Origin of the sequence: Actinoplanes teichomyceticus ATCC 31121 (genome assembly GCF_003711105.1) — a bacterium.
GTDB lineage: Bacteria > Actinomycetota > Actinomycetes > Mycobacteriales > Micromonosporaceae > Actinoplanes > Actinoplanes teichomyceticus.
On sequence record NZ_CP023865.1, the window covers coordinates 4,063,977 to 4,087,015 of the forward strand.

At 73.5% G+C, this 23,039-nt stretch carries 24 protein-coding genes and 1 riboswitch; of the genes, 11 read left to right on the forward strand and 13 right to left on the reverse strand.

Annotated features, from left to right (window positions below; translation table 11 throughout):
• Positions 1-36: 36 nt before the first annotated feature.
• Positions 37-351, reverse strand: coding sequence for a DMT family transporter (locus ACTEI_RS17915; RefSeq protein ID WP_122978702.1), 315 nt, complete (start codon positions 349-351; stop codon positions 37-39).
• Positions 352-366: 15 nt separating this feature from the next.
• A riboswitch (guanidine-III (ykkC-III) riboswitch) is annotated at positions 367-434 on the reverse strand.
• Positions 435-618: 184 nt separating this feature from the next.
• Here ACTEI_RS17915 and ACTEI_RS17920 point away from each other — a divergent pair.
• Positions 619-1,383, forward strand: a complete 765-nt coding sequence (locus ACTEI_RS17920; protein ID WP_122978703.1) for a lysophospholipid acyltransferase family protein — start codon at positions 619-621, stop codon at positions 1,381-1,383.
• Positions 1,384-1,522: 139 nt separating this feature from the next.
• Here the strand turns inward: ACTEI_RS17920 and ACTEI_RS17925 are convergent, their stop codons facing one another.
• The gene (locus ACTEI_RS17925) at positions 1,523-1,924 is read right to left on the reverse strand and encodes a hypothetical protein (RefSeq protein WP_145831041.1); all 402 of its coding nucleotides are present in this window, start codon (positions 1,922-1,924) and stop codon (positions 1,523-1,525) included.
• A 64-nt stretch (positions 1,925-1,988) separates the two neighbouring features.
• Positions 1,989-2,393 (reverse strand): hypothetical protein, encoded by a 405-nt coding sequence (locus ACTEI_RS17930; protein ID WP_122978705.1) that lies wholly within the window; start codon positions 2,391-2,393, stop codon positions 1,989-1,991.
• A gap of 400 nt (positions 2,394-2,793) precedes the next feature.
• On the opposite strand from ACTEI_RS17930, the gene ACTEI_RS17935 reads away from it, so the two are divergent.
• Positions 2,794-3,912 carry a serine hydrolase domain-containing protein gene (locus tag ACTEI_RS17935; protein ID WP_203723644.1) on the forward strand — a complete coding sequence of 373 codons (1,119 nt, stop codon included), beginning with the start codon at positions 2,794-2,796 and terminating at the stop codon, positions 3,910-3,912.
• A gap of 2 nt (positions 3,913-3,914) precedes the next feature.
• Here ACTEI_RS17935 and ACTEI_RS37090 read toward each other — a convergent pair whose 3' ends face one another.
• Positions 3,915-4,112 (reverse strand): hypothetical protein, encoded by a 198-nt coding sequence (locus tag ACTEI_RS37090; RefSeq protein ID WP_145831040.1) that lies wholly within the window; start codon positions 4,110-4,112, stop codon positions 3,915-3,917.
• A 657-nt stretch (positions 4,113-4,769) separates the two neighbouring features.
• On the opposite strand from ACTEI_RS37090, the gene ACTEI_RS39365 reads away from it, so the two are divergent.
• On the forward strand, positions 4,770-4,976 hold the full coding sequence (locus tag ACTEI_RS39365; RefSeq protein ID WP_372443260.1) for an ATP-binding protein: 207 nt from the start codon (positions 4,770-4,772) through the stop codon (positions 4,974-4,976).
• A 162-nt stretch (positions 4,977-5,138) separates the two neighbouring features.
• Complete coding sequence (locus tag ACTEI_RS17950) at positions 5,139-5,726, forward strand: MerR family transcriptional regulator (protein WP_122978707.1); 588 nt, start codon at positions 5,139-5,141, stop codon at positions 5,724-5,726.
• An 825-nt stretch (positions 5,727-6,551) separates the two neighbouring features.
• On the opposite strand, the gene ACTEI_RS17955 is transcribed toward ACTEI_RS17950, so the two are convergent.
• Both ACTEI_RS17955 and ACTEI_RS17960 read right to left on the reverse strand, forming a co-directional pair.
• Positions 6,552-6,974, reverse strand: a complete 423-nt coding sequence (locus tag ACTEI_RS17955; RefSeq protein WP_122978708.1) for an organic hydroperoxide resistance protein — start codon at positions 6,972-6,974, stop codon at positions 6,552-6,554.
• Positions 6,975-7,001: 27 nt separating this feature from the next.
• Positions 7,002-7,418 (reverse strand): MarR family winged helix-turn-helix transcriptional regulator, encoded by a 417-nt coding sequence (locus tag ACTEI_RS17960; RefSeq protein ID WP_122978709.1) that lies wholly within the window; start codon positions 7,416-7,418, stop codon positions 7,002-7,004.
• A gap of 93 nt (positions 7,419-7,511) precedes the next feature.
• On the opposite strand from ACTEI_RS17960, the gene ACTEI_RS17965 reads away from it, so the two are divergent.
• Positions 7,512-8,054 (forward strand): GNAT family N-acetyltransferase, encoded by a 543-nt coding sequence (locus ACTEI_RS17965; RefSeq protein ID WP_122978710.1) that lies wholly within the window; start codon positions 7,512-7,514, stop codon positions 8,052-8,054.
• Between the two features lie 525 nt (positions 8,055-8,579).
• On the opposite strand, the gene ACTEI_RS17970 is transcribed toward ACTEI_RS17965, so the two are convergent.
• The 5 genes from ACTEI_RS17970 to ACTEI_RS17985 all read right to left on the reverse strand — a co-directional run bounded on the left by ACTEI_RS17970 (position 8,580) and on the right by ACTEI_RS17985 (position 11,221).
• Positions 8,580-8,996: a nuclear transport factor 2 family protein gene (locus tag ACTEI_RS17970; protein ID WP_122978711.1), complete on the reverse strand. Its 417-nt coding sequence runs from the start codon at positions 8,994-8,996 to the stop codon at positions 8,580-8,582.
• Between the two features lie 88 nt (positions 8,997-9,084).
• Entirely contained in the window at positions 9,085-9,516 is a 432-nt protein-coding gene (locus tag ACTEI_RS17975; protein ID WP_122982231.1) for an Rrf2 family transcriptional regulator, read from the reverse strand.
• Positions 9,517-9,651: 135 nt separating this feature from the next.
• Entirely contained in the window at positions 9,652-9,789 is a 138-nt protein-coding gene (locus ACTEI_RS37635; protein WP_170206140.1) for a hypothetical protein, read from the reverse strand.
• Positions 9,774-10,133: an MmyB family transcriptional regulator gene (locus ACTEI_RS17980; protein WP_203723643.1), complete on the reverse strand. Its 360-nt coding sequence runs from the start codon at positions 10,131-10,133 to the stop codon at positions 9,774-9,776. The genes ACTEI_RS37635 and ACTEI_RS17980 overlap by 16 nt, the downstream gene beginning before the upstream one ends.
• 317 nt (positions 10,134-10,450) lie before the next feature.
• Positions 10,451-11,221 carry an endonuclease/exonuclease/phosphatase family protein gene (locus tag ACTEI_RS17985; protein ID WP_122978712.1) on the reverse strand — a complete coding sequence of 257 codons (771 nt, stop codon included), beginning with the start codon at positions 11,219-11,221 and terminating at the stop codon, positions 10,451-10,453.
• Between the two features lie 197 nt (positions 11,222-11,418).
• Between ACTEI_RS17985 and ACTEI_RS17990 the strand changes: the two genes are divergently transcribed.
• From ACTEI_RS17990 to ACTEI_RS18000, 3 genes are read left to right on the forward strand one after another with little or no spacing between them, the layout of a single operon-like run.
• The gene (locus tag ACTEI_RS17990; RefSeq protein ID WP_122978713.1) at positions 11,419-12,183 is read left to right on the forward strand and encodes a sulfite exporter TauE/SafE family protein; all 765 of its coding nucleotides are present in this window, start codon (positions 11,419-11,421) and stop codon (positions 12,181-12,183) included.
• A complete protein-coding gene (locus ACTEI_RS17995; protein WP_122978714.1) occupies positions 12,180-12,665 on the forward strand; it encodes a heme-degrading domain-containing protein in 486 nt (161 codons plus the stop codon). Before ACTEI_RS17990 ends, ACTEI_RS17995 begins: the two co-directional genes overlap by 4 nt.
• 58 nt (positions 12,666-12,723) lie before the next feature.
• Positions 12,724-13,686 carry an NAD-dependent epimerase/dehydratase family protein gene (locus tag ACTEI_RS18000; protein WP_122978715.1) on the forward strand — a complete coding sequence of 321 codons (963 nt, stop codon included), beginning with the start codon at positions 12,724-12,726 and terminating at the stop codon, positions 13,684-13,686.
• Between the two features lie 117 nt (positions 13,687-13,803).
• Here the strand turns inward: ACTEI_RS18000 and ACTEI_RS18005 are convergent, their stop codons facing one another.
• Positions 13,804-15,474, reverse strand: coding sequence for an FAD-binding dehydrogenase (locus ACTEI_RS18005; RefSeq protein WP_122978716.1), 1,671 nt, complete (start codon positions 15,472-15,474; stop codon positions 13,804-13,806).
• 231 nt (positions 15,475-15,705) lie between these two features.
• Between ACTEI_RS18005 and ACTEI_RS18010 the strand changes: the two genes are divergently transcribed.
• From ACTEI_RS18010 to ACTEI_RS18020, 3 genes are read left to right on the forward strand one after another with little or no spacing between them, the layout of a single operon-like run.
• Positions 15,706-17,094 carry an IucA/IucC family protein gene (locus tag ACTEI_RS18010; protein WP_122978717.1) on the forward strand — a complete coding sequence of 463 codons (1,389 nt, stop codon included), beginning with the start codon at positions 15,706-15,708 and terminating at the stop codon, positions 17,092-17,094.
• Positions 17,091-18,650 (forward strand): IucA/IucC family C-terminal-domain containing protein, encoded by a 1,560-nt coding sequence (locus tag ACTEI_RS18015; RefSeq protein WP_122978718.1) that lies wholly within the window; start codon positions 17,091-17,093, stop codon positions 18,648-18,650. The genes ACTEI_RS18010 and ACTEI_RS18015 overlap by 4 nt, the downstream gene beginning before the upstream one ends.
• On the forward strand, positions 18,643-19,779 hold the full coding sequence (locus ACTEI_RS18020) for an alanine racemase (protein WP_122978719.1): 1,137 nt from the start codon (positions 18,643-18,645) through the stop codon (positions 19,777-19,779). The genes ACTEI_RS18015 and ACTEI_RS18020 overlap by 8 nt, the downstream gene beginning before the upstream one ends.
• A 62-nt stretch (positions 19,780-19,841) precedes the next feature.
• Here the strand turns inward: ACTEI_RS18020 and ACTEI_RS18025 are convergent, their stop codons facing one another.
• The gene (locus tag ACTEI_RS18025) at positions 19,842-22,871 is read right to left on the reverse strand and encodes a hypothetical protein (RefSeq protein WP_122978720.1); all 3,030 of its coding nucleotides are present in this window, start codon (positions 22,869-22,871) and stop codon (positions 19,842-19,844) included.
• Between the last annotated feature and the right edge of the window lie 168 nt (positions 22,872-23,039).

Here is a 23,039-nt window from a genome sequence, read left to right on the forward strand (position 1 = left end):
CGGTTCTCGATGCGACCGGTCGTGACACCGGTGCGGTCAGTGGGCGTACTTCAATCCCACCACGCCGCCCACCACCAGCAGCAAACACAGAATCCGCAGCAGCGAGGCGTTCTCGCCGAGCGCGACCATCCCCACCACCGCGGTGCCGACCGCGCCGATGCCGACCCACACCGCATAGCCGGTGCCGACCGGGATCGTCCGCAACGAATACCCCAGACCCAGCATGCTCAGCGTCAACGCCACCCCGAAGATCACCGTGGGGAGGGGGCGGGAGAAACCGGCGCTGCGATCCAGGGCGATCGCCCAGGCCGCCTCGAGCAGACCGGAGACGACGAGCACGGTCCAGGCCATGACAACTCACCCCACCAGGCGGTCGTCTTGTCAGGCCGGGTACGACACGCAACTCGTCCGGGGCAACCGCACCGCGGCGCCGCTCCCACGCTAGCACCGCCGGCAGCCGTGCCCCGCTCCCGCGACGTGCCCGAGCGGGGACGGCGAAGAGGCACACCGCGCACAGCCATGCCCGCCGGGGCAGACGGCCGCGATCGGCGACAATGCTCACGCCGGTCCCGCCGCGGATGGATCGGCCCACCCCGGACATGCCATCATGGCCCGCCTATGAGTACGTCTACTACCTGGCGGCCGCCGCTGCTGTGGCGGCTGCTGCTCGCCCTCTCCCCCTGGGTGGTTCTCCCGATCTGCCGGCTGCGGGTGATCGGCCAGGTGCCGGCCGAGCTGCGTACCGGGCCGATCATCCTGGCCGCCAACCACGTCAGCCCGGTCGACCCGCTGATCATGGTCGCTGCCTGCCACCGGGCCGGCCTCGCTCCCCGCATCATGATCACCGGCGGGCTGTTCGACGCCCCGATCGTCGGCGCCGCCCTGCGCGCCTGCGGACACATCCGCGTCGACCGCGGCACCGCCCGGGTCGCCGACGCCCTCCCGGCCGCCGCCCAGGCGCTCAAGGACGGCGCCGCCGTCCTGCTCTACCCCGAGGGCCGCATCGGCCTCGACCCCTGGATGTGGCCGGAACGCGGAAAGACCGGCGTCGCCCGGATGGCCGCCATGTCCGGCGCGCCGGTCCTGCCGGTCGCGCAGTGGGGAGCGCACGCCGTGCTGCCCTACGAGGCTCCGAAGAACATCGGCCGCGCCCTGCTGCGCGCGCTGCTGCGCCGCCCGGTGGTCAAGGTCGGCTTCGGCGTCCCGGTCGACCTGACCGCGGTCACCGGGACACCCGGCGCCCAGGCGATGCGCGCCACCCGGCTGATCATGGACGGGATCGACGCGGCGCTCGCGCCGCTGCGCGCCGACGAGATGCGGACCCCCAAGTACGTCGACAGGTCCCGGCCCGCCGACATGTCCAGGGTCCGCCCCCGCCCCTGATCACCGCCGCGCCCCGGCCCGCCGCCCGGATCGGGGGGATACTCGCCGCCGCGCCCGCACGGTCTCGCCCCGGCGCTGACCGGCGGTTGCGGTACCCGGCCCGGCGGGCGGCCGGGCGCGCGACCGGCGCGGATCCGGCTCAGCACCGATACGGCGAGATGGCCCAATACGAGCCGATGCCGACAGCGAACTGGCGCGGTCCGACCACGTCCGGGCCGGCACGCTCCCACGGGGCGCTGCGAGTCCCGCGGATCCGGACCTGCGCGCAGTAGCCGTCACCGATCCAGACGCCGGTCCCGTGGTCCCAGTGCCACATGTCCTCCGTGGTCCGCCCGGGCGGGAGCAGCCCGTCGTACAGTCCCTGATCGGCCTCCCACTCGTGGATGACGCCGATCTTGACATAGGTGTTGGTGTACTGCGGCGCGTTGAGAATGTAGTTGTCGCTCGCCGCGAGTGCCGGAGCCGCCCCCGACATGGTCGCCACGGCGACGGCCGCTCCGACGGCGGCCAGGCGGGTGGTCATGGCGCGTCTGCCGAGCATCTCTCTCCCTGCGATGAGACCCGGGCGGCACGGTGAGCGGTGCCGTACGCCGGGATACCGGTCGTCAGAACAACGTGATGCATTGCTGCACGGCGTCGTGGCAGAAGCGGATGTGCTTCACGGGGTAGTAGATGTCGTGGTGGCCGGCGTCTCCCACATAGCCGTCCGGATCGCGGTAGGCGATCGCCCGGCCGGTGTCGGGACTCTCGTCCGGATAGACGGCGAGGAAGGCGCCGCGCTGCTGGTACTTGTCCGCGACGATGAGGTGCCGGTGGATCCGGCCCGCCGTCGAGATGGGCTTGCCGCCGTCCACGATGATCCGCTCCGAACCGAGCCAGACCGAACCGCTGCACAGCTCCGCGCCGTAGGGCGGTGTGCTGGTCGGGCAGGTCGCCGCCGAGGCCGGGGTGGCCGCGACGACGACGGCGGCGCCACCGCCGAGCAGAGCGACAAGCGTGCCGCGCAGCACGCGACGTAACGGTTGCCGGGCGAGACCTGATGGCATGTGATCCTCCGGGTAGCCAGGGCGCCGGAGCCGGCGCCACCGTCTGGGTCGGATCTCATTGCAGCGCAGCCGGTCTTACCGATGCCTTACCGCCCGTGGCGCGCCGGCGGCGGCGATCGCGGCGGCGCCCGGTCCGGCCGGGCCACCCGCCCGCCGCGTCCGGGACATCCCTGATCCGGTCGTACCAGGTCACCACCGATGACCCCGGAAAAGCGGCCCCTTCCTGCCCCGACCGGCGTCCATGATGGACCCCCGGATCGTCTCCGGGTCAGATCGTCCTGGCGGAGGGTTCGGCCGCGGCGCGCGCCGCGCAGGATCGCAGGCAGGCCGCGCGTCCGGGCGCGGCATCGAGAAGGGAGACCGCGTGCGTATCCGACGGATCACCGCCGTGCTGGCGCTCACCGCCCTGTCCCTGGTGGTGGCCGCCCCGGCCACCGCCGCGACGCCGGCCCGCGCCACCCCGGCCGGGCACGGCGACCTGCGCCGCGACCTCGGCGCGATCGTGGACGCCGGGGCGACCGCCGCGCTGGCCGAGGTCGCCGATCGGTCCGGCACCCGGCGCGCCGCCGCCGGCGTCGCACAGCTGGGCCGGCCGGCGCCCGCGCCGACCGGCGGGCGGTTCCGGATCGGCAGTGTCAGCAAGACCTTCCTGGCCACGGTGATCTTGCAGCTGGAGGCGGAACGGCGGCTGCGTCTGGACGACACGGTGCAGCGCTGGCTGCCCGGCGTGGTTCCCGGCGGGGACCGGATCACGCTGCGGCAGCTGCTGAACCACACCAGCGGCCTGTACGACTACACCGACGCCCTGGACCTGTCGCCGCAGGGCTGGCTGGCGCAGCGCTTCCGCTCCTGGGAGCCGGCGGAGCTGGTGGCGCTGGCGACCGCTCAGCCACCGCTGTTCGCCCCGGGAACCGACTGGTCGTACTCGAACACCAACTACGTGCTGCTCGGCATGGTCGTCGAGACGGTGACCGGCAACGACCACGCCGCCGAGATCCAGCGCCGGATCATCGGGCCGCTGGGCCTGCGGCAGACCGAGTCGCCCGGCGAGAAGGCGTCGATCACCGGTCCGCACGCGCACGGCTACCTGCCGGTCGGGCCGCAGGGCGCGCAGAAACCGGTCGACGTGACCCGGATGAACCCCAGTGTCGCCGACGCGGCCGGCGACATGATCTCCAGCACCGCGGACCTGAACACCTTCTTCGCCGCGCTGCTGGGTGGCCGGTTGCTGCCGCCCGCCCAGCTGGCCGCGATGACCACCATGGTGCCGGGCCACGACTACGGCCTCGGCCTGGAGCGCACCCCGCTGTCGTGCGGGGTGACCCTCTACGGCCACGGCGGCGGAATCTTCGGGTACGCCACCGGCAGCTTCCACACCCGCGACGGCAGCCGCCGGCTGAGCCTGTCGATCAACCCGTACCAGGGCGACTTCGACCCGGCCCTCGAGACGCTGATCGACCGGGTGTTCTGCCCGGCCGGCTGACCCTACCCGGGCCGCAGCCGCTTCTGCGGCAGCACGACCGGATGCCGGCCGCCGGGGCCGGCATCCGGGGGCGGCAGCTCACCGACGACCGTGTACCCGGCCGTCCGGTAACACTCACGCAACCGCCGGTTGCCGCCCACCCGGTCCAGCCGGCTCAGGTCCCGGCCGGCGGCGCTGCGGCGTTCCGTCTCGGCCAGCATCCGGCGGCCGGTGCCCGGCGCAGCGGCGGTGGTGTATGCGGCGGTGTTGCCGTCGACGCCGCTCTCACCGTCCGCGCACGTCGCCGCCGGTTCGCCGCCGACAAGGGCGACGACCTGATCCTCCGCGTGACTGTCGACACCGGTTGAACGGCGTTTCCGACACCGCTTGATCGTCGGCAGGTTCGGTGTCCGCGCGTGGTGACACCACACCGGCCTGCCCGACGCAGATACCCGCGCCCGGCAGCTGCGGCTGTTCCTCGACGGATACGAGCTGCCCAGGGCTGATCGGCAAGCAGTGGTCGGCAGAATGATCGAGTTCGCGATCCGGGACTGTTCCGCCGAGGCGGTTCAGGCCGGAACCACTCCGGACTCGACCGACCCGGCACCGTTGTGGGCGCTGGCCTGGCGAGCCCGTGCCGCCGGTTGGATGATCCGCCACCGCACCCTGCTCGAGCAGGCCATCACGGCCCAGCAAGAGCACGGCCGGGGCCGTCGATACGTCGACGGCCCCGGCCTGTTTCGGTCATCGCTTCCTGGAACACAGGCCTCGACAACGAAGAGTCGCCGCCTTCCCTCGCGACAACGCCCTGCGGACGTTCGACTTCGCCGCCGACCCGGACGTCGACCCCGCCGCCGTCCACACCCTCGCCACCTGCGATGGGGTCAAAGCGATTGCCGCTCCGCCTGATCGGTGACTCCGGCACCGGCACGTCGCACCTGCTCATCACGCTGGGCACCGAAGCCGCGATGGCCGGCCACCGAGTCCGCTACGTCCTGGCCACCGAACTCGTCGACGAGCTTGTCCAAGCCGCCGCTGAGAAGATGCCGGCCACGACGTCGTGTCGACCCTTTGCACATCGGTGACTTGGATATGGAATTTGATCGGCGCGGCGCCGAGCTGCTCTTCCAGGCTCTGACCGAACGCGAGGAGAAAGCCTCCGTCGCCACAGCTTCCAACGGCGGGACTTGAACCCGACGTCGGGTGAGGTCATAGCGTTCACGGCGTACCCGGAAAGGGGGTTTCTGGTGGGCAACCCGCGTCGGTGGCGCGTCGGGGAGCTGGCACGCGCGACGCGGGTGACGGTCCGGGCGCTGCATCACTACGACCGGCTCGGCCTGCTCGTGCCGTCGGCCCGCACCGCGGGCGGCCACCGCTGCTACACCGGCGACGACGTGCGCAGACTGCACGTCATCCTGGCGTTGCGCGGGTTCGGGCTGAGCCTGGCGCAGATCCGCGACACGCTCGGCACGGCGACCGGCGACCCGGTGGGGTTGCTGCGCCGCCAACTGGCCGAGGTGGACGAGCGGATCCGGCGCGGGACACGCCTGCGGGGACGCCTGCTCGGGGTGCTCGGCGCGCTCGAAGGCATGACCGAGCCGTCGACGTCGGAATTCCTGCGATTGATCGAGGAGATGGTCACGATGGACCAGCCACTCACCCCGGAACAGCTCGCCGCGATGCAGCGCGCCCGGGCGGAGTTCGCCGCGTCGCTGCCCCCGGAGGAGCTGGCCGAGCGGGGACGGCGGCGGGCCGCGGCCCTGGCGGCGATGACGCCGGAGCAGGTCGAGGCCATGCAGGCGCAGCGCGCCCGCTACCTGCCGCAGCCCGGCTGACGGCGGTCGGGGCCGGTTGTCCGGGAGCGCCCGGTAGGTCGGCCCCGACACCGGTCGTCGCGCGGTGGCCACGGTGCGGAATGGCATCACGCCCCGCGGCGCCCTCGCGACGTCACAGCCGCTGCCGAGGAGGGCACCGCGACGTGGGCGAGCGGAACACCACGGCGCGGCACAGGAAGGCACCGCGACGGGGACGAGCAGAGCACCACGACGCGGCCGGGGAGGGCACCGCGGCCGGGGCGAGCAGAGCACCGCGGCGTGGCGAGCGGTACATCGTGGCCGGGCGGCTGGAGCGGCGCCGACGGTCCTCGGCGAGCCGCACGGCGCCGGGCCGGATCCGTTCACCGGCCGGCAGTCCCGACACGGCTGTTCCGCCCGGCCCCGGGTGACGGCGGAACGCCGCCGGTGCGCCCCGGTCCCCCGGACGGGGTGGCCCGGGCGGGTGAACCTGGCGGCGGGCCGGACACCGAGGCCGAGCATGGCCCCTGCCCCTGGACGGCACCACCAGCGGCGCGTTCGCTGGTGGTGCCGTCCAGGTGCGGGTCGCCGACCTGGGCCGGCAGGGCCGCAGGCCGCCTCCGGGGTCGAGCGGGAACACAACGCCGCACGAGCTAACGGGAAAGTAGCGGTTCACCGTTAGGAGGTCCAGGGCCACCGCGCGACGGGCCACGGCCGGGCGGCACCGGCACGCCGCGCGCACGGAGAGCACGGAGACGGCGCAGGCACGGTCCCACAGAGGGCGCAGGCACGGTCCCGGAGACAGCACGGTCCCGCAGACGGCGCCAGCCCGGAACCGGCGCGGTTGCGGGCCGGCGCGACAGCGGCTCAGGCGAGGGTGAGCTGGACCTCGACGTTGCCGCGGGTGGCGTTCGAGTACGGGCAGAGCTGGTGGGCGGCCTCGAGGAGGGCCTGCGCCTGCTCCTCGGGCAGGCCGGGCAGCTCGGCCTCGATGGCCACCGACAGGCCGAAGCCGCCGCTGGGCAGCTGGCCGATGCCGACGTCGACGGTGATCGCGGTGTCGGTGACGGTGACCTTCTGCAGGCTGGCGACCCGCTTGAGGGCGCTGTGGAAGCAGGCCGCGTACCCGGCGGCGAACAGCTGCTCGGGGTTGGTCAGCGCGCCGCCGGGGCCGCCCAGCTCCTTCGGGACGGCCAGATCGAAGTCGAGGACGCCGTCGCTGGAGCGCACGTGGCCGCTGCGGCCGTCGCCGGTGGCGGTCGCGGACGCGGTGTAGATCGGGGTGGTCATGTGGGTGCCCTTTCGCGGTGTGGTGGCTCAGCCGCGGGCGCGGATGAGCAGGTGGTGCAGTTGGTGGAGCTCGTCGACGGTGAGGTTCACCGAGCAGAGCAGGGCCGGGGTGAGGTCGCCGATCTCGTCACGCAGCCGCACGCCGGTCTCGGTGAGAGCGACCAGGACGGTGCGCTCGTCGTCGGCGCCGCGGGCGCGGGTCAGCAGGCCCTGCGCCTCGAGGCGCTTCAGCAGCGGGGACAGGGTGCCGCTGTCGAGGCGCAGGGTGCGCCCGAGGTCACGCACCGTGGTGGGGCCGTCGTGCCACAGCACGCGCAGCACCAGGTATTGCGGATAGGTCAGGCCGTGCGGGTCGAGCAGTGGCCGGTACACCGCGGTCATCGCGCGGCTGGCCGCATAAAGCTGGAAGCAGATCATCTCGTCCAGTGCCGTGCTCTCCCGCATGAGCTGAACGGTAGCCCACAATTGAGTTGTGAACAATTGGTTGTGCGCAACTGATCGGTGGCGTGGGCCACCACGGCGTGTGATCATCGCGGAATGCCGGCCATCCGATTCGTGAAGCTCTCCCCCGCCGCGCTGACCGCCCTCGTCGCGGGCGACCTGGACGCCGCCGGCCGGGCCGCCGGGATCACGCTGAGCCAGTACCTGCTCGACGAGAGCTGGCTGTGGCGGATCCGGCTCGACGACATCCGGCGCAACCCCGAGGCCGCCGACTGGATCGCCCGCGCCGCGGTCGCCGAGCCCGAGCACATCGTCGTCGGGCACGGTGGCTTCCACGGTCCGCCCGACGCCGACGGCATCGTCGAGGTCGCCTACTCGGTCGACCCCGCCCACCGCCGCCGCGGCTACGCCAAGGCCATGCTGCGGGCGCTGCTGGAACGCGCCGACGCCGACCCCCGCATCACCGCGGTGCGGGCCAGCATCCGGCCGGACAACACCGGCTCGCGCGCCACCATCAAAGGCTTCGGCTTCCAGAAGATCGGCGAGCAGTGGGACGCCGAGGACGGGCTGGAGGACGTCTTCCTCCGTACCAAGCGCCACCGCGCCTGGCGCGGCGTGCTGCGCACCGCCGGACGGTGACCGTCACCCGGCCTTCTTGAGCGGACGCAGGCGCGCACCGTCGCTGCCTCACATCCGGTCGAGCCGCGGACGTGCCCGATGCGGGCGACGACGGTTGGCCATGACGTCGGCGAGCTGGTAGGGCGATTTTCGTGATACCCGCGCGGCATTCTTCGACTTTCGCCGGGTCTCGGCCGAAGGCTGGACTGCCAAGAAAGACGGCTCTGGCACAGAAACGGTGGCCGGGCGACCCCTCGCCCGACAGTCCCCGCACAGGCCACCCAGTGCTCCTGCCTCGCCGCGGCGATCACGGTCCGGCGGAGCCGGACCGTGCGTCGATTCCAGGCTCGGCACGCCGGCGAGCGAAACACCATCGACGTCCGAGCCGCCGCCGGTAGCCGGTCACCGCAGACCGGGCACCGCCGCGGCGGCTCCGGCGCCGAGCCACCAGCGGTGCCGGTCGGCGGCGGACCAGCGACAGCCACCCCGGTTACCGCGCTTCGCACCGCTCATCCCCGCGAGTTCGGGCACATGAGCCCACGTCACTCAGCCGGCGTTGAAGGCCTTGTCGACGGTGAGCGTGTCTTCGTAGAGGTGCAGGCGGGTGATCCGGCCGTCCTCGACCGTCAGATGGATGGCCGCCGGCGTGGTGAACTCCTTGCCGGTGGCCGCGACGGTGTGCGTCCAGACCGCCAGCAGGATGGCATCATCGCCGTCGGCGATGATGCCCTTCAGGTCGACCACGCTGCGGCCGGGCACGAAGTGCGGCCACATCGTGGTGAAGTACGGTGCGACCTCCTCCCGGCGGGTACGGCGCCCGGTCCACGACACCGTGTCGCTGCCGGGGACGTACCAATCGATCTTCTGGGCGAAGAGTTCCTGGATGCCGTCGGGGTCCTGCTTGCCGAGGCGCTGTACGAACTCTTCGGCCACATTCCGCGTGATCTGCGTGTTCGTCGTCATCGTTGTCGTCCTTCACTTCGATCGCTGATGTAACAGATCCAGTTACATCGGTGGGTGCAAAAAAGATGCCCCTCGACCCGGGGCAGGGTCAGGAGGCCTTCAGGATGTCCTGCAGGACATCCTGAAGCGTGGTGCTGGCGAGCTGCCTGCGCAGGGCGGCCTCCACGTCGTCGTAGACCGTGGTCAGAGCCGGTCCGATGCCGTGGCCCACGACGCATCCGGGGTTCGGTGTCGCGGGATGCATGGCGAAGACCGGCCCCGGCTCGATCGCTTGGTAGACGTCGAGCAAAGTGATGGCTGCCAGGTCCCGGCCGAGCATCCAGCCCGCCCCGGCCCCGCGCCGGGACACGACCAGGCCGGCCTTGCTCAGCGTGGCGAGCAGGCGGCGGATCACCACCGGGTTGGTGTTGACGCTCGTCGCGATCTGCTCAGAGGTGGCGACCTCGTGGCCGCGCTGCTGATACAGACCGATCCAGGTCAGTGCATGTGTGGCGATGGTCAGTCTGCTGTTCGCGCTCACGGTGCCCTCCACCTCCCTCCTGTCGTAACAATATACGTTACGACAGGAGACGGCAATCGCCCCGCCGCCGCCGCGACCACGGACATCCCGCTTCGGCGGCTCATGGTGTCATCGAGCCGTGCGCAGGACCCGCGGCTATGTCATGGCCGCCGGTGACCCTGAGCAGGTCTCGCCGGCGTCGGTTCCGCCCGCCGTGGTGGTGTAGGTGACCGGACGCAGGTCGGCGCCGGGAACGGTGAGGACGTCGCAGTCGAGGGTCAGTTCGCCGACCATCGGGGTGCTGGATGGTCTCGCGTTCGCTGGCGTGGGGCGGCCGCGGATACCGAGGTCCACAGGGCGGCGAAGAGCTCGGAGGTGTTCCGTAGGGCGATGACCAGGGTGTTGAGTCCAGCGTCGCCGGGGTAGCGGGTGACGGCGTCCTTGAGGTCGGCCACGATGGCGGCGGCCGCCGGCGAAGTGGGTGTTGTGCAGTGCCGGGTGCGCCGGGCCGTCGCCGAACAGGGCGCGGGCCAGTGCGCCGCGACCTGCGCGGACGGGTTGACCGCCCGGCCTTGCTCCAGCCGGAGGATGTAGTCGACCGACAGGCCGGTCAGCTGCGCCAGCTCTTCTCGCCGCAAGCCAGGGGTCCGGCGGTGATGCCGGCGTCGCTGGGCTGCAGCCGGTCACGCCACTGGCGCAGCAGGGTACCGAGACTCGCAGGATTCATGCCTTCATGGTTGCCGAAGTCCAGCTCAGGAGCCTGGGTACTGCTGGTCCCACTGTCAGGCCGGGCACTGGTTGCCGCGCGCTCGCTGCCCCCATCCGGTGTCACGCCACGGCGGCGTAGCAACCGGATTCAGCAGCGACCATGAAGCACACGATCGTCATGACCGGGGCCAGCCGCGGTATCGGCAATGTCGCCGCGGTTTCGTCGGTGACGCAGGCCTGCAGATGACTAACGGTCGAGCCGCACCACCAGCGGCCGGTGATCGGAGACCGGCGGGTGCGGGGTACGGACCTGGACCACCCGCCCCAGCGGTGCCCGCCCGCGCGGATCGGCCAGCACGTGATCGAGCTGGGTACGCGGCGACGGGCTCGGGAACGTCGCCGCGCGCGCCAGCGGCCGCCAGCCGGTGAACGCCCGCGCCGGGCCGGCCGGCATGTTCAGGTCACCGAGCAGGATCCGCGGGGCGGGCAGCGCGCGCAGCGCCCGCACCGCGTGCCGCAGCTGGCGCACGTTCCAGCCGGGCACGAACGACAGGTGCGTGGTGCCGACGCTCAGCAGCCCGTGCGGGGTCTGCAGCACGGCGGCCAGCATCACCCGCGGCTCGTCCTTGAGCAGCAGCACGCCTTCGCCGGTGACCACCGGCGAGCGGATCGGCGCGGCCGGCAGCTGGGTGATCTGCCAGCGCTGCACCGGGTAGCGGCTGACCAGGGCGATCCCGTACTGCGGGTGGGAGACGTCGGCCTCGGCGTGCCAGGGGTGCCAGATGTGTCCGGGGGTGCCGACGACCGCGGCGGCGAAGCGGTGCACCGGCGCGCCCAGCGCCTCGGCGGCCAGCGCGGTCAGGTCCAGGTGCCCCGAACGCGGCTGGGCCCGGTCGACCTCCTGCAGGCCCAGCACGTCGGCGTCGAGGTCGGCGACGGCGGCCCGGACCCGGTCGGCGTGGACGGTGTTGTCGGACAGCGATCTGCCGTGCAGCAGGTTGAACGTGGCCAGGCGCACACGCCGACCCTAGTCGTCCACGGCGGCGGGCCCGGCACCCGGTCCGCCCGGCGTGAGCGGCTGTGTAGCCTCGACCCGCACCGCCGGGGCGATCAACGGGGAGAGTCGATGTTCACCAAAGCGCTCTGCTGCACAATGATGATCTTCGTGGTGGGCGCGATGCTCGGGATCTGGCTGCAGCGCCAGCGCGGCCGCCGGTGATCGCCACGCTGCTGATCGCGGCCGCCGCGGCCGGCTGGGTCGACGCGGTCGTCGGCGGCGGCGGTCTGCTGCTGCTGCCCGCCCTGATGGTCGCCGCCCCGCAACTGCCGTTACCGACCGCCCTGGGCACCAACAAACTCGCCGCGATCTGCGGCACCGGCACCGCCGCGGTGACCTACGCCCGCCGCACCCGGATCGACTGGGCGGTCGCCGGCCCGTCGGCCGCGCTCGCGATGCTCTGCGCCGGCTGCGGCGCCGCGCTGGCCGGGGCGATCCCGGCCGGCGCCTACCGGCCGGTCGTGCTGCTGGTGCTGATCGCGGTCGCGGTCTTCGTGACCGTGCGCCCGGCCATGGGCCTGGCCGAGCACCCGGAGAAACGCACCACGCTGCGCCGGGGCCTGGCGGTCGCGGCCGCCGGCGGGGTGGTCGCCGCCTACGACGGGCTGATCGGGCCGGGCACCGGCACGTTCCTGGTGCTGGTGTTCACCACGATCGTCGGCGCCGACTTCGTGCACGGATCGGCGATGGCGAAACTGGTCAACACCGGCACCAACCTGGGCGCGCTGATCGTGTTCGCCGCCACCGGGCACGTGCACTGGCTGCTGGGCGCGGGCATGGCGGTCTGCAACATCGCCGGCGCGGTGGCCGGCGCCCGGATGGCGCTGCGGCGCGGCTCCGGCTTCGTCCGCGTGGTGCTGCTGCTCGTGGTGCTCGCCCTGATCATCAAGCTCGGCGTCGATCAGATAAGAATGGCCGGATGAGCGACGACGAGTTGCAGACCCTGATCGCCGAGGTGGAAGAGCAGGAACGCCGCCTGGTCTTCCCCCGCTTCGACGAGGCCGACGCGTGGGCCCTCGGCTGCCTGCTGGTCAATCTGGCCACCGAGCGGAACCTGCCGGTCGCGGTGGACATCCGCCGCGGGCAGCAGCAGCTGTTCCACGCCGGCCTGCCCGGCTCCACCGCCGACAACGACACCTGGATCGAGCGCAAGGTGCGCGTCGTCTACCGGTTCGCCAGTTCCTCGTACCTGGTGGGGCGCCGGCTCGCGGCCAAGGGCCGGGAGCTGGACGCGGCCATGGGCGTCGACCCGGCCCGCTTCGCCGCGCACGGCGGCGCCTTCCCGATCCGGGTGCCCGGCGTCGGGGTGGTCGGCGCCGTGACCGTCTCCGGGCTGCCGCAGGCCGAGGACCACGCGCTGGTGGTCGAGGCGGTGGAGACGTTCCTGGCCGCCGACGACGAGTGACTCTGCCCTGAGCAGATCCGTTTGGGGCCGGGCCGGGCGCTGCGGCAGGCTCGGCCGCATGCGGATCCTGATCCTGGGCGGCAGCGGCTTCGTCGGCCGCGCGCTGGCCGACGAGGCCCTCGCGGCCGGGCACCTCGTCACAGTGTTCAACCGCGGCCACCGTGCCCCGGTGCCCGGCACCCGGCTGCTGGTCGGCGACCGGCTCGCCGACGGCGGCCTCGACGCGCTGCGCAGCGGCACGTGGGACGCCGTGGTCGACACCTGGTCGGCGCAGGCCGACGCGGTCGGCGCGGCCGCCGCGCTGCTCGCCGGCCGCGCCGGCCATCTGACGTACGTCTCCAGCCGCTCGGTCTACCGCTGGCTCGCCCCGGGTCCGCTGACCGAGCACGCCCCGCTGACCGCGGCCGACGACCCCGGTTACGGCGGGGACAAGCTGCGCGCCGAGCACGCGACCGCCGCGTTCGGCGGCCCGGTGCTGCTGGCCCGGGCGGGGCTGATCCTCGGCCCGTACGAGGACGTCGGCCGCCTGCCGTGGTGGCTGCGCCGCCTGCGCCGCGGCGGCCCCACCCTGGCGCCCGGGCCGCGCGAGCTGCCCCTGCAGTACGTCGACGCCCGCGACCTGGCCCGGTTCATCCTGGCCAACACCGGCCTGGACGACGCCGTCAACGTGGTCAGCGAACCCGGCCACACCACGATGGGCGAGCTGCTGGAGACCGCCAACCGGGTCACCGGCGGCCACGCGCGGCTGTGCTGGACCGACCCGCAGCAGATCGTGGCCGCCGGCGTGCAGCCGTGGACGGACCTGCCGATCTGGTTCCCGCCGGGTGAGGTCCACGACTTCATGCACCGCGCCGACGTGAGCCGGGCGCTGGCGGCCGGGCTGCGCTGCCGCCCGGTCGCCGAGACGGTCGCGGACACCTGGGCGTGGCTGACCTCGCTGCCCGGGGCCGCCCCGCAGCGCGCCGACCGGCCGACGGTCGGCCTCGACCCGGCCGTGGAGGAGACACTGCTGCCGGCCTGAGCCGCCGCGTGCCCGCCACGCTCACCGGGCGCGCGCCCGCGGGCACGCCACGGTCGCAGGGCGCGCGCCCGCGGGCACGCCACGGTCGCAGGGCGCGCGCCCGCGGGCACGCCACGGTCAGAGGGCGCGCGCCGCGTGCCGGCCCGCGGCGCGGCCGCTGAACAGGCAGCCGCCGAGGAAGGTGCCCTCCAGGGCGTTGTAGCCGTGCGCCCCGCCGCCGCCGAACCCGGCGACCTCCCCGGCCGCGTACAGGCCGGGCAGCACCTGCCCGTCCGCGCCGAGCACCCGCGAGTCCAGGTCGGTCTGGATGCCGCCGAGCGTCTTACGGGTCAGGATGTGCAGCCGCACGCCGATCAGCGGGCCGGCGGCCGGGTCCAGGATGCGGTGCGGGACCGAGGTACGCCCGATCCGGTCGCCGATGTACCGGCGCGAGTTGTGGATCCCCTGCACCTGCGCGTCCTTGGTGACCCGGTTGGTCAGCTGCCGGTCACGGGCCTCGATCTGCGCGCGCATGTGCGCCGCGTCCAGCAGCGGCGTGCCGGTCAGCCGGTTCATCCCGGCGACCAGCTCCTCCAGCGTGCCGGCCACCACGAAGTCCGCCCCGCGCCGGGTGAACGCCTCCACCGGCGCGGGCGCGCCCTTGCCGAACAGCCGCTGCCGGGCGAACGCCCGGCGATCCTTCGCGGTCACGTCCGGGTTCTGCTCCGAACCGGACAGCGCGAACTCCTTCTCGATCATCGTCTGGGTCAGCACGAACCACGAGTGGTCGTGCCCGGCCAGCTCCGGGCTCGTGCGCAGGTAGCGCAACGTGCCCAGGGTGTCGTAGCTGGGGTAGTACGGCTGCGGCAGCCGCCGGCCGAGCGCGTCGAACCACATCGGCGAGGGCGCGGACAGGATCCGGATGCCGTGCCCGGGCCAGATCGGGTCGAAGTTGCGCACCCCCTCGGTGTAGTGCCACATCCGGTCACGGTTGACCAGGCGCGCCCCGGCATCCTCGGCGATCGTGAGCATCCGCCCGTCGACGTACGCCGGCACCCCGGTGACCATCGTGCGCGGGGCGGTCCCGAGCCGCTGCGGCCAGTACCGCCGGACCAGGTCGTGGTTGGCCCCGATGCCGCCGGTCGTGACGATCACGGCCTGGGCCCGTGCCTCGAAGTCGCCGACCTCCTCCCGGCTGGAGGCGACCCCGCGCGCAGCGTCGTCGCCGGCCAGCACCTTTCCGCGTACGCCGACCACCGCCCCGCCCTCGACCAGCAGCTCGTCGACCCGGTGCCGGTGCCGCAACCGCAGCAGCCCGGCGTCCGCGGCCCGGTGCGCGGACGCGGCGAACGGCTGCACCACCCCGGTGCCGGTGCCCCAGGTGATGTGGAAGCGCGGCACCGAGTTGCCGTGCCCACCGGCGCGCAGGTCACCACGCTCGGCCCAGCCGGCGAACGGCAGCCAGCTCAGCCCCAGCCCGGCCAGCCAGGAGCGCTTCTCCCCGGCGGCGAACTCGACGTACGCCCGGGCCCAGCGCACCGCCCACGCGTCCTCGTCGTCGAGCCGGTCGAAGCCGGCGCTGCCGCACCAGTCGCTCCAGGCCAGCTCGACGCTGTCGCGGATCCGGGCGCGCCGCTGCTCGGGGCTGTCGACGAAGAACAGCCCGCCGAACGACCACCACGCCTGCCCGCCGAGGTTGGCGGCGTTCTCCTGGTCCAGCAGCACGACCCGGCGCCCCGCGCCGGTCAGCTCGTGTGCCGCGGCCAGACCGGCCAGGCCGGCGCCGACCACGATGACGTCCGCGTCCACCGCGCTCCCCCGCTCCGTCCAGGGCAGTGACCCGCGCCACCGCGATACGCGAATGTATCGGACCCATCACCGGAAGGAAAAGATCCGCGCAGGTCGCCGCCGCGGCGCTACCCTGCCCACCGCGCCACCGGCAGGCGCGGACGGATCCGGCCCGCGCGCTCCGGATGTGTCCTCGCTCGCCGTGCCACGCCCCGCAGGGACACCCCGGCCCGGCCCGGCGACAATGAGAGGGTGCCGCAGCCGACCCCCACCGCCGACCCGGCCCAGACCCGCGCAGACCTCGAAAACATCCGGCCTGACCTGGTCGAACGCTACGACGCGGCACTACCGGGAGCCCGCGCCGCGGTGCTGGGCCGGCTCCGGCTGGCACTCGCCCGCGAACCCCTGCCCGCCGCCGCGCACGCCGACCCGGACACCGCCGGCGACCCGGTCGAGCTGGCCGCCACGCTGTGGCCCGGCACCACGCTGGTCACCGAGATCGCCAACAGCGTCGCCAACCTGGCCCTGGCCCGCGCCGCTCGCGCACAGCCGCCGCGGCGACCCGCCATCGGCGACCCGGACGGGCTCGGCCAGATCGAACAGCTGCTCGTCGACGGCCACCCGCTGCACCCGTGCTGCCGCACCCGCACCGGGATGACCGTCGCCGACGTGCTCGCCTACGCCCCCGAGCACCGGCCGGTGATCCGGCTGCGCCGGCTGCGCGTGCCCGCCGGGCGCTGGCACGGCGGCGCGCAGCCGATCCTCTACGCCCACCCGTGGCAGGCCGCCCGGCTGCTGCGCGAGTACCCGTGGCTGACCGACGCCGGGCCGACCCGGCCGGTGCGGCCGCTGATGTCGCTGCGCACCGTCGCCCCGGTCAGCGGCGGCCCGCACATCAAGACCGCGATGGACGTGCAGATGACCTCGGCGGTACGCACCGTCTCCCCGGCCGCGGTGCACAACGGGCCGATCCTGTCCGACGCGCTCACCCGGCTCACCGCCGACCTGCCGATCGACATCCTCGCCGAGACCTCCGCCGGCGCGGTGATCACCGAGCACGGGCCGGACCGGCGCCTGGCCCACCTCGTCCGGCAGGCGCCGCGGCTCGCACCCGGCGAGCAGGCCGTACCCCTGGGGGTCTTCGCGACGCACTTCCTGGACACCGTCGGCGACCCGTACCGGTGGCTGGCCGACCTGACCGCGGTCCTGTTCGCGCCGCTGGCCACCGTGCTCGACCGCGGCGTCGCGCTGGAGGCGCACGGGCAGAACACCCTGGTCGTGCTGCGCGGGCAACGACCGGTGCGGACCCTCTACCGCGACCTCGGCGGCGTGCGCGTGCACCGCAGGCTCGGCCTCGACCTGCACGGCGACCTGCTCACCGACGACCCGGCCGTGCTGCGCGTCAAACTCGCCGCGGCCGCGCTCGGCGCCGTCGCCGGCCAGCTCGTCGGCGCCCTCGCCGAGCACCACGGCGCGGAACCGGACCGCCTCTGGGCGATCATCGCCGGCGGGCTGCGCGGCATCCCGCAACTGTTGACCGAACCTCTGCCGATCAAGGCGACCACCGCCATGCGCCTCGCCGCCGACCCGCTCGACGACATCTGGACCCACCAGCCCAACCCAATGGCGGTGCACGCATGACCTCCAGCCTGACCAGCGGCCGGCTCGCCGCGGCGGCCGCGCACACCCAGGCCGCGCTGGCCGTGCACGCGCCGCACCTGCTCGCCGGTTTCCTGCACCATCTGCCGCACGCCGCGGACACCGTCGGCACCCGGCTGCGCGGCGCGCTGGCCCGCGAAGGGCTGTCCAGCGGCGACGAACGCGACGCCACCCGGCACGCGTTCCACCGCTACGAGTACGCCCACTCCGGGGTGACCGACCCGGTGGACCTGCTCACCGGCATCGACGCGCCGGCGTTCGCCGCGGAACTGCGCAACGCCGTGATCAACCTGGCGGTCGCGCTGGCCCGGCCCGGCCCGACCGGCGGCGGCGACGCCGACGAATCCGCCATCGCCGGGGAACGACTGGCCATCGCCGGGCACAACCTGCACCCCTGCGGACGTACCCGGCTCGGCTGGGACACCTGCGACGTGCTGGAACACGATCTGGAGTCCGGACACACCCGGATCCGGTTCATCGCCGTGCGCGATGACGCGCACCTCGGCGACGACCTCGGCGATCAATTACGCGACCTGTATCCCGGCCTGCCCGATCCCGGCCCCGGCTACCGCCTGCAACCGGTGCACGCCTGGCAACACCGGCTGGCCACCGGCCGCTACCGGCACCTGTTCACCGACGGCACCCTGCGCGAACTCGACGGCCACCTCGACGCGGTGCCGACCGCCGCGCTGCGCACCCTGCTGCTGCCCCCCGGCGCCGACGGCGCCCGCCGCTACCTCAAGGTGTCGCTGGACATCCAGATCACCTCGACGCGGCGCAGCATCAGCGTCGCCAGCACCCGCAACGGCCCCGCGATCTCCGCGCTGCTGCGCCGCCTGGCCACCGACGAACCGTCGCTGCTGCTGATGGCCGAAACCGCCGGCGCCGCCGTGCCGGCCGGCTCCGGCCGCGACCTGTCCGCCATCCTGCGCGACGGGCTCACCGGCCGCCTGCACGACGGCGAGGAGGCCATCGCGGGCAGCGCCCTGCCCTACCGGCTGCCCGACCTGGTCCACCGGCACGGCGGCGACCCGGCCGCCTGGCTGCACGACTACGCCCGGCTGCTGCTGCCGCCGCTGCTGCGCCTGGCCGTGCACGGCGTCGGCCTGGAGGCGCACCTGCAGAACTGCCTGCCCACCTTCGTCGACGGCCGCCCGCACCGGCTCGCCCTGCGCGACTTCGCCGGCCTGCGCCTGCACCTGCCCCGGCTGGCCGCCGCCGGGCACCACGTCGAGCTGTGGCCCGGCAGCGTCGTCGGCACCGGCGACCCGGACGTCATGCGCGCCAAGCTCGGCTACACCGCCTTCCAGGCCCACCTCGGCGAGATCGTCCTGCGGCTGGGCACCGACGAACGCGCCGCCTGGCGCATCGTCCGCGACGTGGTCGACGAAACCTACGCCACGCTGCCGGGCCCCGACGCCCGCGCCGACCACGCCGCGTTCACCGCCCCGACCGTCCCGCACAAGGCGCTGGTCCGGATGCGGCTGACCGGCGCCGGCGACATCTACCTGCCGGTGCCGAACCCGCTGCATGGCTGAGATCCCCGCGCACGTCGCCCGGGCGCTGCGGCGCCTGCCGGCGCCGGCCTGCGCCTACGTCTACGACACCGCCGCGCTGCGCGCCCGGGCCGAGCGGCTGCGCGCCGCCCTGCCGCAGCGGACCACCCTGCTGTACGCGGTGAAGGCCAACGGGCACCCGGACGTGGTACGCACCCTCGCCGCGGCCTGCGACGGGCTGGAGGTGGCCTCCGGCGGCGAACTGCAGCTGGCCGTCGCCGCCGGCGCGCGCCGCATCGCCTTCGGCGGCCCCGCCAAGACCGACGCCGAGCTGGCCGCCGCCGTACGCGCCGGCGCGCTGCTCAACGTGGAAAGCCTGTTCGAGGCGCAGCGGCTCGCCGGGCTCGGCCTGCGCGCCGACATCTGCCTGCGCGTCAACCGCGCCGCCGTGGCCGTCACCGGCAGCCACGCGATGACCGGCACGCCCACCCCGTTCGGCATCGACGAGAACCAGCTCGCCACGGTGCTGGCCGCGATCCCGGACAGCCTCACCGTGATCGGCTTCCACCTGCACGCGGTCTCCAACAACCTCGACGGCGCGGCGCACGCCGCGTTCCTGACCGACGCGATCGGCTGGTCCCGGCAGACCGCCGCCCGGCACGGCCTGCACCTGCGCGTCGTCAACGCCGGCGGCGGCCTCGGCGTCGACTACACCGGCGAGGCGAGCGCCGACGTCACCCCGCTGTCGCGGGTCGCCGTGCCCGAGGGCGTGGAACTGATCCTGGAACCGGGCCGCTACCTGGCCGCCGACGCCGGGCACTACGCCGCCGAGGTGATCGACCTCAAGAGCACACACGGGCGCACCTTCGCGGTGCTGCGCGGCGGCACCCACCACTTCCGGCTCCCGGCCGCGTGGGGATACAGCCACCCCTTCACCATCCTGCCCGTCGACACCTGGCAGCGCCCCTACCCACGGCCACAGGTCACCGACACCCCCGTCGACGCCGTCGGTGAGCTGTGCACCCCCCGCGACGTACTCACCCGCGGCCAGCACGTGACCCGGCTACGCGCCGGTGACCTGCTGGTGTTCGCCCGCACCGGCGCGTACGGCTGGGACATCTCCCACCACGACTTCCTGCGCCACCCGGCCCCCGACTTCCTGATCCTGTGACGCCGGGGTGGGCCGGCCCCGCACCACGCGGGCCGGCCCACCCCGGCGTCACCGCGGCACGCTCAACCGACCGCCACCGCCCGGGCGGTGGTGATGCCCTGCACGACCCGCTCCACCGCCGGAATGCCCTCCTGGTAGCCCGGATCGCCGGCCAGCCGCACGCTGGCCGCCTCCAGCCGCGCCCGGACCCCGGCCGAACGGCCGGCGGCGATGGCGGTCAGGCACTTCTCCACCGGATCACCGGGCCCGCTGCGCGCGCACGGCACGACCGAGGCGGGAATCTCGATCACCCGGTCGTTCAGCACGCAACGGTCGGTCACCTCGGGCTTGCAGTACGCGTCCCGCGCCCGCAGCAGCGGCCCGCTGACATCGGCCCGCCGGTGGTCCGACGGGATCCGCTCGGCGCCCAGCACCCCCATCGCCAGCAACTCGTCCTGCTGCAGGGTGCGCGCGAAACCGAGCCGGGTGTACACCTCGACCAGCCGGGCCGCCGTGCTCAGCCGGCTGTTGAGCTGGAACAGCGCGCCGTCGGTGGCGCGCAGCTCGGACACGACGTTCTGGTAGTACCTGCCGGCCTGGCCGTACACCCAGTCGCGCACCCAGCCCTTGACCGTCGCGTCGTTGGCCACGTAGCCGGCACTCTGCTCGAACGAGGTCCGGTAGGTGCCGCTCCACCTGCCCAGCGGCTCGGTCAGCGGCGTGGTCCACGACTTGCGCGAATCACCGGGCGGGTAGATCTGCGCGATCTTGCCGTACGGGAACACCCTGGTCCAGCTGCGCACCACGTCCGGCGTCCGGCCGTTCCAGTCCAGCTGCACCTCGAACGTCACGCTCAGATCGGCGTAGCGGGCATACGGCTTGTTCGCCGGCGGCTCCTCGGGCTCCTGCACATTGACCCAGCTCGCCCGGTAGCACACCCGCATGCCGGTGTCGGGCCGGGCGTACGCGCCGACGTACACCTCCTGCGGGATGTCCAGCACCCGGACCGTCGACGGCCGCGACAACGCCGGGTGGTTACCGGCCGTGCCGCACGGCGCGATGCTCGCCGGCTCGGCGGCCGGCCGGTTCGGCACCGGCTGATCCGGCTGCCCGAACAGGTCGTACTGCTCACGACCCGGGCCGTGGACGCCGGCCTGCATCTCCCGCAACCGGGCGCCCAGCGCGGCCGCGGCGGCCTCGTAGTCATCCAGCAGCCTGGTGAACAGCGGGTTCAGCCGCGGCTGCGTACCGGCCGGCCGTGGCTCGCTGAACGTACGCACCAGGTTCTGGATGTCGGTGCCGGAACCGGCCACCGCCCGCCACTCCGCATCCCACACCCGGCCGGCGTGCGCCGGGTTCTGGGCCGACAGCAGCTGGTAGCCGTCGGCGGCGGTCAGCCACGCCTCCACATCACCGACCAGCGGCCGGGCCACCGCGCTGCCCAGCAGCCGGTCGCCGTACTGACGCAGGAACGAGATGGCGCCGTGGTAACGATAGGTGTCCAGGGTCAGATGCAGATCCGGCGCCGGCCTGGCCGGATCCGGATCGATCAACGGCGCCACGAACATCGGCCGCCTGCTGCCCGTCACCGCGTGCAGTTGCAGGCTGTTGGCCGCATCCGCGTACTTGTCGTAGGACAGCTCCACCCCGGTACGGGCCCGGTGGTGCACAGTCGCGTTGATGATCTCCTGCACCTGGAACATGGCATTCGCCCGGTCGTTCTCGAACAGCGCCTTGCCCCAGAAGTCCACCCGCTCGGTGAGCGCGGCCAGCGCCACGGTGATCTGGCGCAACTGGTCACTGGTCGCGTCGTGCAACTGCAGCAGCGTCTCGAACTGCTTCAACATCGCCGTGTAGATGCCGTTGAGCGCGGTGTCGACCCGCTTGAACCGCTCCTCCATCGTCGTCGCCAGCGCGCCCACCTGCTGGCGCAACTCACCCAGCTGGTCCAGAATCTGCTGCTCCGGGGTCTGCTGACCGCTGAAGAGCGGGACCAGCGCGCCGATCGCGCCGAGCACGTTGCCGGTCATGGTCAGCGTGCTCATCGAGGTCAGCGCCGCGGCCAGACCCTTGCCGGCGATGCTGGGCAGCCAGGTGTTGAGGGCGCCGGCCACCTGCACCGCGGCCCGCCCGGCCCCGGCGACGACCTGACCGGCCCGGGCGTCGGCGAAACCCACCACCTTGCCGAGCAGCTCCGCCACCGTACCGGCCCGGTCGATCCACACCTGCCGCTGCGCGGCCTGCGCCTTGGCCTGGTCGAGGACCGCCTGCGTCGGGTTGGCGCCCTGCACCGGGAACCGGGCGTTGAGATCCGCCAGCGTCTGATTGGTGGCGGCCACCTGGGCGTTGACGTCAGCCAGCAGCTGACGCAACGCCTCGTCACCCTGGTCCAGGAACGCCGCCCGGTCATCCGCCTTCTGCAGCAGCGCCCGCACGTCGGCGTACCCGGTCAGGACCGGATCGTCGAGCAACGACTCGGTGCCGGTACGCGGATCGACACCGATGCTCGCGGCGAACCGGCCGGTGAAGACCGTGGCGAACACGTCGTCGGCGGCGGCCAGCGTGGCCACCGTCGTGAACACCTGCTCCTGCACCGGATACACCTGCGCCCACACGGAACTGGCCAGCTGCGCGGCAGCGATCTCGTCGACGGCCTGCGCCGCCCCGCTCTGCGGGGTGCCGATGACCAGCTCGGCGAGCTGGCGCATCAGCGGCGCACCCGTGCTCGGCTGCGGCGCCTTGGCGGTGACCGCCAGCATCCGCACCACGAACTCGTACGCCGGGCGCTGCATGTCCTGCGCGGTGAGCTGACTGTCGTACCACGCGTCGACCGCCGTGGCACGGTCGGTCAGCTGCTGGGCCGTGGCCTCCGGATGCAGCTGCCGGTGAGCGGCCAGATCCGCGCCCAGCATCACCTGCCGCAACCCGGCCGTGCCGTGGACCCGGCTGCCCGCGCTGGCGGCGAACAACCGGTGATGCAGCACGGTCGCGTCGATCACCACCGCGCCGCCGGCCCGCGCGGCCGGCGCGGCCACGGTCACCCCGGTCGCCGCGCACACCGCGACCAGGGCCGCCGCGAACGGCCGCCGCCATCGCTGTCTCGGTTGGAACATGCTCCCTCACTCCTCCCGCCGTCCCCGGACGCCGGCCCCCGCCGATGCCACACCGGTCCGGCCCGACCAGGCTCGCCGGGGGCCCCGCCCAGACGGCAGGGACCGGTGTCCCGGCCCGGCCGGGACACCGCGGTCGGGTTCACGACAGCGCCCCGCCCGCACAGCCCG